Origin of the sequence: Bacillus bingmayongensis (assembly GCF_000299035.1) — a bacterium.
In the GTDB taxonomy this organism is placed as follows: Bacteria; Bacillota; Bacilli; order Bacillales; family Bacillaceae_G; genus Bacillus_A; species Bacillus_A bingmayongensis.
Window position 1 is genome coordinate 205935 of record NZ_AKCS01000005.1, and the last position, 17003, is coordinate 222937.

At 35.6% G+C, this 17003-nt stretch carries 17 protein-coding genes; 1 reads left to right on the forward strand and 16 read right to left on the reverse strand.

From position 1 onward, the window contains the following. Nucleotides 1–209: 209 nt before the first annotated feature. Together Y7E_RS28895 and Y7E_RS0101170 are read right to left on the reverse strand one after the other, a co-directional pair. Complete coding sequence (locus Y7E_RS28895; protein ID WP_017149484.1) at nucleotides 210–698, reverse strand: GNAT family N-acetyltransferase; 489 nt, start codon at nucleotides 696–698, stop codon at nucleotides 210–212. Nucleotides 699–720: 22 nt separating this feature from the next. Then, entirely contained in the window at nucleotides 721–1335 is a 615-nt protein-coding gene (locus Y7E_RS0101170) for a flavin reductase family protein (RefSeq protein ID WP_017149485.1), read from the reverse strand. Nucleotides 1336–1430: 95 nt separating this feature from the next. Between Y7E_RS0101170 and Y7E_RS0101175 the strand changes: the two genes are divergently transcribed. After that, entirely contained in the window at nucleotides 1431–2111 is a 681-nt protein-coding gene (locus Y7E_RS0101175) for an ArsR/SmtB family transcription factor (RefSeq protein ID WP_017149486.1), read from the forward strand. 85 nt (nucleotides 2112–2196) lie between these two features. Here Y7E_RS0101175 and Y7E_RS0101180 read toward each other — a convergent pair whose 3' ends face one another. From Y7E_RS0101180 to Y7E_RS0101245, 14 genes are all read right to left on the reverse strand, one after another. Then, nucleotides 2197–2547, reverse strand: a complete 351-nt coding sequence (locus tag Y7E_RS0101180) for a hypothetical protein (RefSeq protein ID WP_017149487.1) — start codon at nucleotides 2545–2547, stop codon at nucleotides 2197–2199. A 158-nt stretch (nucleotides 2548–2705) separates the two neighbouring features. Next, nucleotides 2706–4646 (reverse strand): AMP-binding protein, encoded by a 1941-nt coding sequence (locus Y7E_RS0101185; RefSeq protein WP_017149488.1) that lies wholly within the window; start codon nucleotides 4644–4646, stop codon nucleotides 2706–2708. 48 nt (nucleotides 4647–4694) lie between these two features. Further along, entirely contained in the window at nucleotides 4695–6236 is a 1542-nt protein-coding gene (locus tag Y7E_RS0101190) for an acyl-CoA carboxylase subunit beta (RefSeq protein WP_017149489.1), read from the reverse strand. Between the two features lie 2 nt (nucleotides 6237–6238). After that, complete coding sequence (locus Y7E_RS0101195; protein WP_017149490.1) at nucleotides 6239–7027, reverse strand: enoyl-CoA hydratase; 789 nt, start codon at nucleotides 7025–7027, stop codon at nucleotides 6239–6241. 4 nt (nucleotides 7028–7031) lie between these two features. Next, nucleotides 7032–7943, reverse strand: a complete 912-nt coding sequence (locus tag Y7E_RS0101200; protein ID WP_017149491.1) for a hydroxymethylglutaryl-CoA lyase — start codon at nucleotides 7941–7943, stop codon at nucleotides 7032–7034. A gap of 22 nt (nucleotides 7944–7965) precedes the next feature. Then, a complete protein-coding gene (locus Y7E_RS0101205; protein ID WP_026049038.1) occupies nucleotides 7966–8181 on the reverse strand; it encodes an acetyl-CoA carboxylase biotin carboxyl carrier protein subunit in 216 nt (71 codons plus the stop codon). Nucleotides 8182–8208: 27 nt separating this feature from the next. Further along, on the reverse strand, nucleotides 8209–9546 hold the full coding sequence (locus Y7E_RS0101210) for an acetyl-CoA carboxylase biotin carboxylase subunit (protein WP_017149493.1): 1338 nt from the start codon (nucleotides 9544–9546) through the stop codon (nucleotides 8209–8211). Nucleotides 9547–9560: 14 nt separating this feature from the next. Continuing rightward, entirely contained in the window at nucleotides 9561–10706 is a 1146-nt protein-coding gene (locus tag Y7E_RS0101215) for an acyl-CoA dehydrogenase (RefSeq protein ID WP_017149494.1), read from the reverse strand. A gap of 215 nt (nucleotides 10707–10921) precedes the next feature. Further along, nucleotides 10922–11890 (reverse strand): YbgA family protein, encoded by a 969-nt coding sequence (locus tag Y7E_RS0101220; protein ID WP_017149495.1) that lies wholly within the window; start codon nucleotides 11888–11890, stop codon nucleotides 10922–10924. A gap of 4 nt (nucleotides 11891–11894) precedes the next feature. Then, the gene (locus Y7E_RS0101225) at nucleotides 11895–12548 is read right to left on the reverse strand and encodes a TetR/AcrR family transcriptional regulator (protein WP_017149496.1); all 654 of its coding nucleotides are present in this window, start codon (nucleotides 12546–12548) and stop codon (nucleotides 11895–11897) included. Between the two features lie 25 nt (nucleotides 12549–12573). Then, nucleotides 12574–13593 carry an ABC transporter permease gene (locus tag Y7E_RS0101230; RefSeq protein WP_017149497.1) on the reverse strand — a complete coding sequence of 340 codons (1020 nt, stop codon included), beginning with the start codon at nucleotides 13591–13593 and terminating at the stop codon, nucleotides 12574–12576. Continuing rightward, the gene (locus tag Y7E_RS0101235; RefSeq protein WP_017149498.1) at nucleotides 13590–14315 is read right to left on the reverse strand and encodes an ABC transporter ATP-binding protein; all 726 of its coding nucleotides are present in this window, start codon (nucleotides 14313–14315) and stop codon (nucleotides 13590–13592) included. Before Y7E_RS0101235 ends, Y7E_RS0101230 begins: the two co-directional genes overlap by 4 nt. Before the next feature lie 209 nt (nucleotides 14316–14524). Further along, complete coding sequence (locus Y7E_RS0101240) at nucleotides 14525–14776, reverse strand: hypothetical protein (protein WP_017149499.1); 252 nt, start codon at nucleotides 14774–14776, stop codon at nucleotides 14525–14527. Between the two features lie 645 nt (nucleotides 14777–15421). Next, nucleotides 15422–16888 carry an aminoacyl-histidine dipeptidase gene (locus Y7E_RS0101245; RefSeq protein WP_017149500.1) on the reverse strand — a complete coding sequence of 489 codons (1467 nt, stop codon included), beginning with the start codon at nucleotides 16886–16888 and terminating at the stop codon, nucleotides 15422–15424. Nucleotides 16889–17003: the final 115 nt, after the last annotated feature.

The window sequence follows — 17003 nt, forward strand, 5'->3', positions numbered from 1 at the left end:
ATATTAATCTACAAATGAGAAAATTATACTTCTAGATAGATTCACATTCCGAAAGTTTATCATCATTTTCACACGAGTACATTCTCATATCTCTCACTTTACTATATTCTGGTCAGTTCATTCCATTCCACCTAGATGCATACTCTCTTCCATCTCTTGCCTGTTTGTTACATTCTATTAAACCATTCATGTTCTAAAATACTCATTTCCTACAAACTCCAATACTCATCTCCTATTTTCCTCGCATCTCTCAATAACTCTTTTTTTACAAATCCAACTTTTTCATAACATGCAATGGCAGATGTATTAAAATCAAATACTCCGAGAGAAACTCTATGCAATTTTAGTTGTCCAAATGCAACGTTGAGCACTGCTTCCATCATCTTTTTCCCAATAGATTTCCCTCTCATACTTGAGTCCCCAACTAAAACTTTTCCAATTCTTGCAGAGTTATTTATTCGGTCAATTTTCCCAAGCGAAATATGCCCTATAACCTTTCCAGTTTTTTGATCAATCACTTTATATACAAATACGTCTGCATTCTCATAATTTGCATTCTTTATATACTTCTCTAATTGTTTTTCCTGTAATGGGTAAGTAAATGCTGGTCCTCCCCATTGCAATAAAAATTCCTCTGAATGAATCCAACCCAGCAGCTGTTTGAAATCGCTTCTTTCAAAATATTCAAGTTTAATCATTACCTCTGGCCCCTTTTAAGATTTAAGCTCGATAATTCTTCCCTAACTCTTTTCCTATTGAAAAATAATGTCTAAAACTATAAAATAACGGATTCCATTTTTCTGGATTAATATGATTTTCCCCTTTAATTATTTCTTCATGGGCATATACATGAAGAACTTCCGTTTCAACAATTGCGAAGAAAGGACCATATTCTGGAATACGTATGTCTTTTACTTTTGCCTCAATTTGTAGTGGACATTCTTTTATTCGTTGTGGTTTTACAGATTTTGAATCAATTGGTGTAAAACCCGCTATTGTAAATTTATCTTTTTGATATGTATATCCCATTTCTTGTTTATAAACCGGAACTTTCTCTACCCCTGTATAAGGTGAAATTTTTTCTACTTGCTCCCACTGCGATGAAGGAGGTAAATTAATTACGCACTCTCTGTTTCTTTCAAGATTCTCAATTGATTTTCCTCCAAGTCCAACACCTAAAATAATATAGTTACCTAAAGCCCATGAAGAAGACATTGGACTTATATTTGTTGTTCCATCTTCATTTAATGTTGATAATAAATAAATTGGCATTCCGTAATATAAAATTTTTGGCTTGATTTCTTTACAGGAACCTTGTTGAAATGTGAAATCCATAAAATCACTCCTATTCTTATTTCTTCATTTGTATTGTAAAACACAAATAATTCCATTATCATCGAAATATGGATGTAAAATAAGGAGTGATGCAAATGAATGTAAATGCAGCAAAAATAGCTTCTCTTATTAGCGATAGATCACGAGCAACAATTCTAGTTCAACTTTTGGATGGTCGTCCACATCCAGCTACCGAATTAGCACATGCAGCAAAAATCAAACCACAAACAGCCAGTTTTCATCTTCAAAAACTATATGAAGCACAGATTATAGATGTTGAAAAACATGGAAGACACCGTTATTACAAAATAGCCAACCATGAAATAGCAGAATCGCTGGAAAAAATACTATATTTGGCCTCTCCAGAACCAATTCGATCCTTTAAGCAATCAAAGGAGACTAAAGAAATTCAATATGCCCGAACTTGCTATGACCATTTAGCCGGAAAATTAGGTGTTGAAATTACAAATTCACTTTTAGACAATGAAATATTAATCAAAGATGGTTTACAATTTAAAGTAACGAAAAAGGGACAAGAATTTTTTGAGAGTTTTGGTATTGATTTAGATTCGTTATATAAAAAAAGAAGGTTTTTTTCAAAATGTTGCTTAGATTGGAGTGAAAGGCAACATCATATAGCGGGCTCTTTGGGGAACGCTATTTTGGAGCAACTGTTACATGAAAATTGGATTGCTAGAGCCGAACACTCAAGAGCAATTCACATTACTCCATTAGGAAAGAGAAAAATATATGAGACTTTTTCAATACAGATATAATATCTAGTACTCACTACAAAATAACAGGAGTGTTTATGACTACTTATCAAAAAAAGCTGCCCTAAACAGAGCAGCCTTTTATCAACTAAATCGCATTTGCTCTTGAGAAAAACTCAATTTCGCAAACCGAAACTGTTGTCCGTGTAGTGCCTGCAACAATATCAACAGTGTCACATGAGACAGCTGCAACAGTACCAGTCACTGTAGCACCACTTTTAGTAGTAATTGTTACAGCAACACCTGTACCTATGAAAGATCTTAGTCTCTTAACTAGACCTGTTGTGCAACAACAATCGCATTTTTCATTTCGATCTTTTTTGCACTTCTTAAATTCTCTCCAGCAGTCATCATCATGATCATCCCAGCATTTAGAATGCTTTTTGTGATCCCAACATTTAGAATGTTTCTTTTCAAACCAATCTTCACGACAACTCATTATTTCACCCCTTTATCCTTTTACTATAAATTATGTAGAAAGAAATAAAGTGATAGAGACAAACACATAGATACAAGAAAACAAACAATTGTCCTATACCGTGTTTAAAATAGAGATAATAAAAAATGAGCTCTTTATAAAGAACTCATTTTTTATTATTATATTTGTTTAGCTTTTAATTCCTGAATATATGAAACAACCTCTGGATTTACTAAAGAAGATAAATCACCCAATTCCTTTCCTATATACGCCGCTTTAATTACTCGTCTCATCACTTTTGAATTGCGTGTCTTAGGCAAATCCTCTACAACATGAATATCTTTTGGACATAACGCCTTTCCAATATGTGAATTTACTAAATTCATCAACTCTTTTTTGAGTTCAGTCGTAAATATTGTCCCTTCTCGTAAAACAACGAAACAGTGACAAACCTCGCCTTTCACTTCATCTGGTACACCTATTGCTGCTGCTTCTATTACATCATGATGCTTTACAAGGATTGATTCATATTCAGCTGGTCCGATACGCTTTCCAGCAATATTTAATGTATCATCAGAACGTCCTGTAATGATATATTGCTCTCCGTCATAGATTACCCAATCACCGTGTACCCACTTATTTTCAAAACGTGACCAATACGTATTGATGTAGCGCTCGTCATCTCCCCAGAAGCTTTTCGTCATTCCAACCCATGGTTTTTCTAAACATAATTCGCCAACTTCATCACGAATTGGAATTCCTTGTTCATCTAATACCACAGCTGCCATCCCAGGTAAAGATGCATTGAAACTAATCGGTGCAATTGGTTTAACTAAGACGTTCCCGAAGATTCCACCAGAAATTTCGGTTCCGCCTGAATAGTTACAAATTGGTACCTTTCCTTTTCCAACTGTTTCAAAGAGCCACATCCAAGGATCCGGATTCCAAGGCTCACCTGTTGAAGCAAATACCTCTAAACTTTCTAAAGAATGTTTCTGTACATTTTCATCACCTTTTGCCATCAGTGCTCGAATTAATGTTGGTGAAATTCCAAGGTGAGTAATTTGATATCGATCAACCGTTTCCCATAATCGATCTGCTTTAGGGTAGTCAGGAACACCTTCATACATTACCATTGTTGCCCCATTAATAAGAGAGCCAAATAATAAAAATGGTCCCATCATCCAGCCCATATCAGTCACCCATAACACGCGGTCACCTTGCTTAATATTCATACCAAACCCTGCATCAAATGCCGATTTCAGAGGAAATCCAGCATGTGTGTGTACTGTTCCTTTTGGCTTACCAGTTGTCCCTGATGTATAAATGAGCATCAGTGGGTCATCACTTTTCATTTCTTCAGCATGTGAAAACGGCTTTTCTTTTTCAAGAATACTCCATGAAAGGTCATAGTTATGAGGTGTAAAATCATTTCCCGCATGACGTACAATTACAACTTTCTCAATAGATGGGCAATGTTCACACGCTTTATCTACTTCATCTTTTAAAGAGACAATTTTACCACGGCGTGAGAAACCATCAGCTGTAATAATCATTTTTGATCCTGCGGCTTGTATACGCGTCATGACTGCATCAGCTGCGAACCCAGAAAAAATCGGGGAAATAATCGCACCTATTTTCATTACTGCCAGCATGGCAACAACTGTTTCTGGGATCATCGGCATGTAAATAGTTACACGATCACCTTTTTCGATTCCAGAATGCTTTAATCCGTTTGCCACACGGCTTACCCATTCATCAATCTCTTCATATGTAAACGATTTTGTCGTTCCATTTTCTCCTTCATACATTAAGGCAGGCTGTGTTTTCGTTTCTTCATCTGCAAGCCATCGAGATAATGCAGATTCTACAACATTGCAAGTTCCCCCTGTATACCACTGTGCAAATGGCGTACCGTTTTCTAAATCTAGTACTTCTGTGTATGGTTTCATCCATTGATAGCCAACTGCACGTTCTGCTTCCCCCCAAAACCATGCGGTTTCTTCAATTGATTTGTTATAAAATGCTTCATAATCTTCATAGCCAAGCGATTTCATCCATCCATATAAGCGTGTTTTATCTTTATATTCTTCTGTTGGAAACCAAACAGCTTGTTTCAATGTTTTCCCCTCCTCATTTTTCGAACAAGAAAGCCCTTAATAGGGCTTTTATACTGGATAAACTGGATGTTTTCGATCTGTAAATACTTGATATTTACTCATGTACATTTCAAAGCGTTTTTTCAGTTCTTCACGTAAATCATTTGGATGAACAATACCATCAATTACCATTTCTGATGCTAGACGATAAATATCGATATCTTTTTTATATTCTTCACGTTTTTCAGCAATGAATCTTGCACGCTCTTCTTCTGGCAATGCTGCAATTTTATTTGCATACACAGCATTAACAGCAGCTTCAGGTCCCATTACAGCAATGGAAGCCGTCGGCAATGCAAGGCAGCAATCCGGCTCGAAAGCTGGGCCTGCCATTGCATATAGACCAGCACCATATGCTTTACGAACAACGATTGAAATTTTCGGTACTGTCGCTTCACTCATTGCAGAAATCATTTTCGCACCGTGACGAATAATGCCAGCTCTCTCAACTTTCGTTCCAATCATAAATCCAGGTACATCCGCAAGGAATAATAATGGAATATGATACGCATCACATAAATTAATAAACTTTGCTGCTTTATCAGCAGAATCGTGGAATAATACGCCGCCTTTCATACGCGGTTGATTTGCAACAATACCAACAGGTTTCCCATCAATTCGTCCTAATCCTGTAATAAGTTCTTGTGCAAATAATTTTTTCACTTCAAAGAAAGAGCCTTCATCGATAATGCGATTAATAAGATCTTTCATATTAAAAGGAGCATTTTGATTTTCTGGGATGATTTGTTCTAACGTTTTTTCGAACTGTTTTGGTTCTTGAGGCTTAGTCGTAGGAGCATTTTCTTGATAGTTACTTGGAAAATATGAAATATATTGTCTTGCCTGAGCAATCGCATCTTCTTCTGTTTTACATAATACATCTCCGCATCCTGATACGGAGCAATGCATACGAGCGCCGCCCATTTCCTCTAGTGTTACTTTTTCACCAATAACCATCTCAGCCATACGCGGAGAACCTAAATACATAGAGGCATTCCCTTCAACCATCATAACAACGTCACAGAAAGCAGGAATATAAGCACCTCCAGCTGCAGAAGGGCCAAATAATAAACAAATTTGTGGCACCTTACCTGATAACTTCACTTGGTTATAAAAAATCCGACCCGCACCGCGGCGCCCTGGGAACATTTCAACTTGGTCAGTAATACGAGCACCTGCAGAATCGACAAGATAAAAAAGTGGTACACGTAACTTTTCAGCTGTTTCTTGTATACGTAAGATTTTTTCAACAGTTCGAGAACCCCAAGACCCTGCTTTAACTGTTGAATCATTTCCCATAACGCATACAGTACGACCATGTATTTTACCAGTAGCAGTTACAACACCATCTGCTGGTAAGCCTGTTTGCTCACAATTAGCAAATAATGCGTCTTCTACATACTCACCATTATCAAATAGAAGAGCTAAGCGATCTCGAACAAAAATTTTTCCTTTTGCTTTATTTTGCTCATGATATTTTGGTGCCCCGCCTTGTTTAATTGTTTCAACACGTTCTTGAAATGAATTAGATTGTTGTTTTTGTTCTAGCACATTTACTCCCCCTTATACATCGGCTTGCGTTTTTCCTGAAATGCTTGTAATCCTTCTAAACGATCTTTCGTATGAATTACACCTTCATACGCTTGCTTCTCCATTTGTAATCCGGTATGCAAATCCACTTGTATTCCATTTGAAATTGCTTGTTTCGCTAATCGTACGGCAATTGGACCATTACTAGCAATCCTTCTAGCAATTTCAATTGCTTTTTCTTCTAATAAGTTAGCTGGTACCACAAACTCTACCATTCCATATTCCTTCGCTTCATGCGCTGAAATGCGTCTCGCTGTATAAATCAATTCTTTTGCTCGGCCAACACCAATTAGTCTTGGCAGGCGCTGCGTACCACCAGCTCCTGGGATAATAGCTAAAGATGTTTCAGTAAGTCCAAGGCTTGCTGTTTCTGCTGCAATTCTAAAATCACACGCTAAACTTAATTCGGTACCACCACCAAGTGCAATTCCATTTATTGCAGCAATAACAGGTTGTGATAATTGCTCAACCATATCCATTGTGGAGCGAATCATTCTAACTGCATGACGTACTTGCTCTTCATTCATATTGGCACGTTCTTTTAAATCAGCTCCGGCACAAAATGCTTTTTCACCATAGCCTGTTAAAATCACAACGCGAACATCAGCTTCTTCATTAATATGATTTAATGTAGATTGCAACTCTTCTAATAGTGCAAGAGACAATGAGTTTGCTTGCCGTTCACGATTTAATGTTATTTTTGCGATATGCGGTGTTACATAATCTACTGAAATGTTTTGTAATTGTAGCATTTTATCACCTACTTATTGTTTTATGTTGCAACGCTTTATACACATGACTTGGCAATTGAATATCTAGCTTACTTTGAATAAATTGACTAGCCTTTAATAACTTTTCTTCATTTATATTTGTTTGTACGCCCATTTTATGGAGCATATGTACTAAATCATCTGTTGCGACATTACCTGATGCCCCTGGTGCATAAGGACAACCACCAAGACCACCACAAGAACTATCAAATTTCGTAACACCATATTCCAATGACTGAACGACATTTGCAAGCGCCATTCCGTACGTATTGTGAAAATGCATTGCAAATTTAGAAGAATCATATTTTTTAAGTAAATGTTCTAATACACGCTCTACTTGTAATGGATTTGCTACACCAATCGTATCTCCGAGCGAGACTTCATAAATGCCATATGAGAAGAGTTGATTACATAACTCGTCTACAGCATCAATACTCACGTCTCCTTCATAAGGACAACCAAATACAGTAGAAACGTAACCTCTTACTCTTTTACCTGCAAATTCTGCTTGCTTTGAAATATCTTGTACGACAGATAATGCTTCTTTAATGGACTTATTAATGTTACTTTTATTATGCGACTCACTTGCTGATAGAAAAACATTCACCTCATCTACATTTTGCAATAGAGCTCGTTCCAAACCATTTTGATTTGGAACAAGCGCAGCATATGTAACATCTGTTTTCCTTTTTAGCTCTGTAAATACATCACTTGCGTCAGCTAAAGCAGGAACCCATTTTGGGTGAACGAAAGAAGAAACTTCAATATACGATAATCCAGCTTCTGAAAGTAATTGAATCCATTTCACTTTATCTTCTGTGCCAACAATTTTCTTTTCATTTTGTAAACCATCACGTGGTCCCACTTCTTTAATGACAGCAAAAGTAGGTAGCTTCAATACATTTCACCCCTTTTTTACCCTATTCAATCTCTACCAATACATCTCCTTCATTAACAAAATCGCCATCTTGCACATTTATTTTCATGACTGTGCCAGCTTCTTCTGAAACGATTGGAATTTCCATTTTCATAGATTCCAAAATGACGACATCCTGTTCTTCTTCTACTGTGTCTCCTACTCCCACAACAATCTTCCAAACATTACCTGCCATCGATGCATACACTTTTGTCATCATTTTTTCCCCCTTTAATATTCATAAACCTTATTTTTTTACAAGTTGTTTTGTTACAAAACTTGTTGTATAAATGCCACTTTGGAATACTTCATCTTCTAGCACTTGCAGAAGCATTAAGGTATTTGTTTTAATACCTTCCACTTTCATTTCTTGAAGTGCATCATGTAATTTTTCAATTGCTTCTTCACGCGTTTCTCCATGAGCAATCACTTTTGCAATCATCGGATCATAAAACGGTGTGATTGTCACATTATTTTCCAAAAAGTGATCAATACGCACTGTCTTTGGTAAAGTTAGCCCCGTAATCTTCCCAGGAGATGGGAAAAATGTCTTTGGATCTTCCGCATAAATACGCACTTCAATGGCATGACCACTACGATTTATATCCTCCTGCGTAAAGGAAAGCTTTTCACCAGACGCAATAAGTAATTGTTGTTCAACTAAATCTAAACCGGTAATTTCTTCCGTAACAGGATGCTCCACTTGTAATCTTGTATTCATCTCTAAGAAATAGAAATTTTTCTGATCATCTACAAGAAATTCAACAGTACCTGCATTTGTATAACCAAGAGCTTTTGCTGCTTGTACAGCAACTTCTCCCATCGCTTTACGCGTTTCTTCATCTAAAAATGGAGACGGTGCTTCTTCAATCACTTTTTGATTACGGCGTTGCACAGAGCATTCACGTTCCCATAAATACACCGTATTACCGTGTGTATCCGCAAGAAGTTGAATTTCGATATGATGTGCATCTGCAATATAACGCTCTAAGTACATTTCACCATTACCAAAAAAGTTTTGTGCGCGCGTTTTATTGCTCTCAAATGCCTTGGTGAGCGTTTGCTCAGTTTCCATCAACTGCATTCCAATGCCTCCGCCGCCCGCGGATGCCTTGAGCATTAATGGATAACCAATTTGTTTTGCAATTTCAATCGCTTCCTCAGCAGTCTCAATATTCGTTGTGATTCCTGGTACAACTGGAACATTTGCTTCTTGCATTGCCAGACGTGATTCGATTTTACTACCCATCTTTGCAATGATTTCTTCAGAAGGACCGATAAATACAATTCCTTCTTCTTTACAGCGAATCGCGAAGGAAGGATTTTCTGACAATAATCCATACCCTGGGTGAATCGCCTCTACATTCGTTTTCTTTGCAATCTCGATGATTTTTTCAAGGTTTAAATAACTCTCTTGAACACGAGGACCACCTACCACATAAGCCTCATTTGCTAGCTTTACATGAAGCGCATTTTCATCTGCCTCTGAATAAATAGCAACTGTACGAATTCCAAGTTTTTGACAAGTTTTAATAATACGAACTGCAATTTCTCCACGATTAGCAATTAATATTTTTTGAAACATAGTGAGTCCTCCTTTTATCTACACCCTAAATGTCTTGCAATTACGAGACGTTGAATTTCAGAAGTTCCTTCACCAATTTCTAAAAGTTTCGCATCACGAATATGACGCTCTACTTCATATTCACGCATATAACCATATCCACCGTGAATTTGCACTGCTTGATTCGCAATACGGCTTGCTGCTTCAGATGCAAATAATTTTGCCATAGCCGCTTCTTTACCGAAAGGTTTATCATGATCTTTTAACCAAGCTGCTTTATGTACTAAATTACGCGCCAATTCCACTTCAGTAGCCATATCTGCCAGTTTAAATTGAATCGCTTGGAAATTAGAAATCGTTTTTCCAAATTGCTGGCGCTCTTTTGCATATTGAAGTGCACGCTCAAAAGCAGACTGTGCAATCCCTACAGCTAATGCTGCGATTGAAATCCGGCCTCCATCAAGTGTATATAAGAATTGCTTAAATCCTTTATTTACATCACCAAGAATATTCTCTTTCGGTACACGAACGCTATCAAGTACGATTTCACAAGTATTAGAGGCACGAACACCCATCTTATCGTATGGACTTGAAATCGTTAATCCCTCACTTGTTGTTGGTACAATAAATGCAGAAATACGTTTTTTTCCATTTTCTTCGACACCGTTGACAGCGGTTACAATAATTGTATTTGCATACTCTGCATTTGTAATCCAACACTTCTCACCGCTAATCACATATTCATCGCCATCCAAAAACGCTTTTGTTTGTGTTCCACCTGCATCGGATCCAGCGTTCGGCTCTGTTAAACCAAAAGCACCTAATGTTTTTCCAGATGCCATTGGAACTAAATACTTCTGCTTTTGTTCTTCTGTACCAAAGTAATAAATTGGCGAAGCACCTAATGAAATTGTTGCAGCATAACTTAAACCTGTACCGCCACAAGCACGGCCAATTTCTTCAACAGCTAACGCGTACGATAGAGTATCGCCGCCAGAACCTCCATACTCTTCTGGGAATGGGATTCCTAATAGTCCTAGTTCGCCCATTTTTTGAAATGTTTCATATGGAAATTCAGCTGTTTTGTCATAATACACAGCTTTTGGTGCAATTTCCTTTTCAGCAAAGTCACGTACCATTTCTTTAATCATTTGTTTTTCGCGAGTTAGAGTAAATTCCATTCCGCTACACACTCCTTATCGAATATTGAGTTTCGACAGCGTGCGAGTCTGTACTACAAACATTGCTTTTCAAAAGACAAGATTATTAGTTAGATAATTGTTATAATTCTGTCATAATTTAATTTTAAAACAGATTCTGTACTCATGCACAAAAAAATTCCTACATTGTTCTACAACAACGTAGGAATTTTCATGTCGAATTATGCGATTTTTCTTTAATAATCTCTTCCTTTACCTGAATCTGATATTTCTACTAATGCTTCAGGATATGGTTCAAAATATGTTTGTCTTAACAAATAGTGCTCTTCAAAACGAAAGACCCACGACTTTAAAACGACAAGTAAACTACTAAGAGGTATTTTCTTATCTGCATATTTTTGAAGCAACGTTAAAAAATACTCTTTTTCTTGCTTTTTTAACTTACTTTTAAAGTATCCAAAAATGTGCTGGCATACGTTTATATTTGATGTATAGCGAGGTGTCCGCTTCAATAATTCATATAAGGTTTCCTCATAATTGTCAAAGATATTTTCAATATTATCCTTTGTATGATTCGCAATAATTCGGCCTAATTCTTTCTGTTTCACCTGATTATATGCCATAAATAAATATTTGTGATCTGACTGAAATGATACTAGTTCTTTCAAAGCTTTATTCTGTTTAATCGTTTTAAAGTGAGCGATTGTAAACAACCTCGTAAAGAAATGCTCACGAATAATAAAATTCGACAATCTACCTTCTTCTTCTATCGCAACATGCGAAAATTTTTTTAGTACGGCACTACCAAATAGACCTGCACCTTTCCCTTTTGCTGGTGATTTTTCATATCCCGTATAAATTTTCACATCTCTAGTTCCACAACTCGGAGAACGATTCTTTAAAATAAAACCATCAACTTCCGGTAAAGTACTTAAAAATTGATCAGAAAACCGTTGCATTTTCTCTGTCACATCTTCTCTTGTTGAAGGCTGTACAAGCTTATGAACTCCACTATCTTCGACAATTCGAATGGTTTCGCGTGGAATTCCTAATCCAATTTCCACTTCAGGACATACGGGAATAAACGTAACAAACGGCTGTAAGTTTCGAATTGTAACATCAGGAATCATATCTCCATTATAACGACAAGCATCAAATTCTAGACATTTACTGACAACAACTGTCGGCTTAGCAAATTGTCGCATTTTATTACCTCCGAGGCGTTAATCCATACAAAATAAATTGAATTGTATTTTCAATTTCCACTTCATCATCCCATTTTTCTTCGGGTAGCAATAAAAATCGAGTTAAAATCAAGCCTATTATAACTGATAAAGTAAAACGTATAACTGAAGGTGTCGGCATTTCAATAATTTGCCCTTGTTCTTGAAAATACACAATTAATTTTTTAAAGCGGGAAAAAAGTTCCTCCTCTACTAATTGTTGTATTTCATTTTTTAATTCTGGTTGAAACGGTACTTCTTGCATTAAAATTTTTAACATTGGAAAATGTTTTTTAGCGAACTCAAACCGATTTCGAATCGCCACTCTTAAAAACTCTTCATAAGATTTATACGTATTTTCAAGTACTTCTTTTGCAAAAGCTTGTACAAAAAATGGTGCAGCGAACTTTGTTAATGTAGGCATGACAACCGCTAATAGTAAATCTTTTTTCGTTTTATAGTAGCGGAAGATCGTTCCCTCCGCTACACCAGCACGCTTTGCAATCTCACTCGTTGAAGTGGATGCATATCCTTTCTCTCCAAACATATCAACCGCTGCTTCTAATATACGCATCTGCCGTTCATTACGCTTATCTGTATCCGTAGCAGCGATCAACTCCTCTAACCAATCTTTTTTCATTCATAATGCCCCTTTTTTATAAACATTATATTCTGCGATGTTTCTTTAAAGCAAATACATTTCCTACCGCAAATAATAGCGCAAAAAGAAGTAACACACCAAGATCTCCTGCAATTTCAGTAAATCCTTGATTACGAATCATCACTTGTCTCATCGCATCAGCACCATATGTGAGCGGAAATAGCTTTCCAAGCATTTGTAGCCACTTATTCATTGATTCCATTGGAAACAAACCTGAAAAGAAAATTTGCGGTACGATGACTAGCGGAATAAACTGAATCATTTGGAATTCGTTATTCGCATATGCTGATAAAAATGTTCCTAATGTTAATGCTGTTAATGAAAGCATACATGTAATCAGTAATGTAAGCCACGGAGATCCTGCTACATATAAATCAAGAATATAAACAGAGAAACTTACAATGATAACAGATTGTAAAAACGCAAAAATACCAAATCCCAGTATATAACCTACAACAATTTCCCATCTTCGCACTGGGGTGGATAAAAGTCTTTCCAACGTTCCACTTAACCGCTCACGTACAAAAGATACACCTGATAAAATAAAGACAAAGAAAAATGTAAAGAAACCAATTAATACAGGTCCAAGTCCATCAAACATTGTAAAGTCTGCAGATCCATGTAAAAAATCAATTTCTGGTTTCATACCAGGCATTTCATTTTTTTCGGCGCCCTTTTGTAATACTTGTAGCACGGCACGATTTTTCGAAGAGTCACTACCTTCTAATAATACGTTTACTTTTCCATTTTCTAAAGTTATAATCGCATCTATTTTTTGCTTTTCTAATTTAGAATGCGCATTGTCTTTACTATACTCATAAATTGTTGCATCTTGTTTTTTCATTGCCTCTACAACAGGTGCTGGAACATCTACTAGCGCAATCTGAGGTGTATAATCCTTCTGAGTAAACACAAGCGATAATAACCAAAGGAGTAACATCGGAGCTCCAAACATCATCGCAAGTGATCGTTTATCTCGAAAAAACTGACGAATAATACGAATAACTACACCACCAATTCTCATGATTCAATCGCTCCTTCCAATAGAAAGACATCTTCAATCCGTCCTGATGAAGTTCGATCTTTTAAGTCATTTGGTGTTCCCGTCGCAATTAACTTACCATCTCTAATTAATCCAAGACGTTCACAAAATTCCGCTTCATCCATAATATGTGTTGTCACAATAATCGTTGTTCCTTGTTTTTTGAGTTCATAAAATTTCTCCCAAATAGATTTACGAAGAACTGGATCAATTCCAACAGTTGGTTCATCTAAAATCAATAACTTTGGCTCATGTAAAAGTGCTATTGCAAGTGATAAACGTTTCTTCATTCCACCTGAAAAATGTTGTACTTGCTTTTTTGCATGCTGTGATAATTGAACTAATGTAAATACTTCTTCTATTCTCTCTTTCTTACGCTTACCTTTTAATCCATACATAGTTGCAATAAAATCCGCATTTTCATATGCTGATAATTCTTCATACAGCGCATCTGCTTGCGCCATATACCCTATTTGTTTCGTGCCACTTAAATTAGGCATTTTCGTTCCTAAAGCTGTTACTTCACCGGTCGTTGCTTCACTAATACCAGCAATCATCTTAATAAGTGTCGTTTTCCCAGAACCTGAAGGACCTACTAAACCAAAAATCTCTGTCTGCGCTATGGATAAAGAAATATTATGCAATACTTCTTTCTTTCCAAAACGCTTTGATACACTTTCTAAAATTACGGGGATTTGTGACATTAAAATCATCCTCCTTTTACAAAAAATGAGTGAGTACTCACTTTTATTTTACTCTTAGAGTATTATATGTCAAACTTTATTTATAAGTATTATTTTTCTAACCTTTACCGAACGACGAATATATTTTCTATAAAACAATGAAACAGAGTCGACAATAGAATGAATTTCTCACCGTCGACTCTGTTTCATTTTAATTCATTATTTATAAGCTACGTCTCTAAATTTAAATACTTTCTAATTCTAGCAAGATCTAAAGAATACTCAATAACTAATTGTTGTATAGGCAAAATAACTTTTTCAGGATACAAGTGCGCATATTTTAATGTTTCTGTATATTTTTCTAACCTCTTTTCTAAGTACTTTACAACTTGCTCTGGATGATTCACTAATAAGCTCTGACTATAATAATGGATTTGCTCCTCAATTGCAGTGTATTCCTCAATTTCAAATTCTTTATGCATGTGTACACTCCTTTATAAAAAGTTTTTATATGCACTAGCTATAAACATTCTAATTTAAATAAAAGCTGAGTATTTTAATTATTTACACTATAACAAAAAAGGACGTCAAAATTTGTTAGTTTATGAAACGTACAACAAATTTAACAAAATTGTAATGGATACCTGTACTTTTTGGTACAACTTAACTCAACTGTACGACTGCAATTTCTGGTCTATTAAAAATCCTTTGAACTGAGAAGATATTTTACTAGATGTTATTACTATTTTACTTACACTTAATAAATTATTTTGTAAATATGAGAATGTACTCACTCCTATTGCTAACGCACTTATAGTGAATAATCTTTTATATCCTTTTTTCATATTTTTTCCCTTATAAAAGTTCTATTACATATATTTTTAGCACTTCTTTTTAATCACATCATTAAGTTTTTATCAAATAGTTTAGTTTTAAAATATTTCATTTCTTCTTTCAATACAGTACATGAAATTATCGCCCTCAAATTTCGTCCTCTCTAACTAAAATTACAAATATCCTCTTCCTCTTATTGATTTTATCTGTATACAAATTTCTATGTGTTTGCCATCCTAATACAATAAAAAACTACCTAAGGAAATCTTAGGTAGTTCAATTAATTTATATCTTTATGCTAATGTTTTCGTTTCTCTCATAACATCAACGAAATATCCCCAGTTATTCACAACTGATGAAATACTAATATGCTCATCTGGTGTATGAACGTTGAAAATATCTGGTCCAAATGAGATCGCATCTAATTCAGGCATTTTTTGAACAAATACACTACATTCGATACCAGCATGTACCGCAAAGATTTCAGCATCTTTATTATATTTTTCTTTATGCACCTTTTCAAACAAATCACGAATAGATGAATTTGGATTGTACGGCCATTCTGGATACTCAGATTCCTTCTCAAACTTTGCTCCAACTAATTCTGCAATATGCTTAATTTCATTCGTAATGTGCTGTTTTAAACTACTTACAGAACTCCTTACTTCGTTTCGCAATTTAATTTCATTATGTATTGTTTCAATAACACCTAAATTTGTTGAGCTTTCTACAAGTCCTTTAATGTCCATGCTCATGCTTTGAATGCCATTTGGAATTAAGAATAAAGAAGAAATAAGTTGTTTTTGTGTTTCTTTTGCAAATACTTTTTCTACTTTTTCTTCTAATTTTGTGAGAGAAACATGTACATCAGGATCTACAGCACGCAACTCTTCTTGTAATATACGTGTCCATCCTGCTACTTTCTCTTCTACTTTTTGTACATTATTTGCAGATAATAAGATTGTTGCTACACTTTCACGTGGAATTGCATTTGTTTTTAATCCACCATGAACTTCACTCATGTAAAATGGGATTTCATTTGATAAATCATGAAGAACTCTTCCTAAAGCTTTATTCGCATTACCGCGTTGCTTATCAATTTCCATACCAGAATGGCCACCTTTTAAGCCTCCGACATATAAACGATATGCTTCTAGTTCAGCAAGTGATTCTTCCCAAACAACAGGAATCGTTGCAACTGCCTTTGCTCCGCCTGCACTGCTCACTAATAATTTATGATCTTCTTCAGAATCAATATTAATAAATATTTTTCCATCAAAGTGCTTCGAATCAACAGTAAAAGCACCACCCATTGTTGTTTCTTCTTCTGTCGTAATAACAACTTCAAGAGCTGGATGCGGAATATCTGTTGAATCTAATAGTGCTAATGCATATGCAACCGCAATACCATTATCTGCACCTAAAGTCGTTTGGTTTGCATACAACATGTCTCCAACAATTCGTAACTCAATTGGATCCTTTTCAAAATCATGAACTGTTGCTTGGTTCTTCTCGCAAACCATGTCCATATGGCCTTGAATAATAATTGCAGGAACATTTTCATAGCCAGCAGTTGCTGACTTTTTAATAATTACGTTTAAAGCTTCATCTTGTATCACTTCTAGATTACGATCTTTTGCAAATTTCACTAAGAAATCACTAATTTCTTTTTCATTTCCAGATCCTCTTGGAATCTTTGAAATTTCTGCAAAATGATAAAATACAGGGTGCTTTGTTAATTGTTCTAAATTAGAATACATTTTTAAGCTCCTCTCTTACATATAATTCATTGAATAAAAGTTCATTTTAATTCATTCTTCTCCATACCATTATACCACGCTTCATCGTTTCAATTTTTATTAATGTTTTGAATCT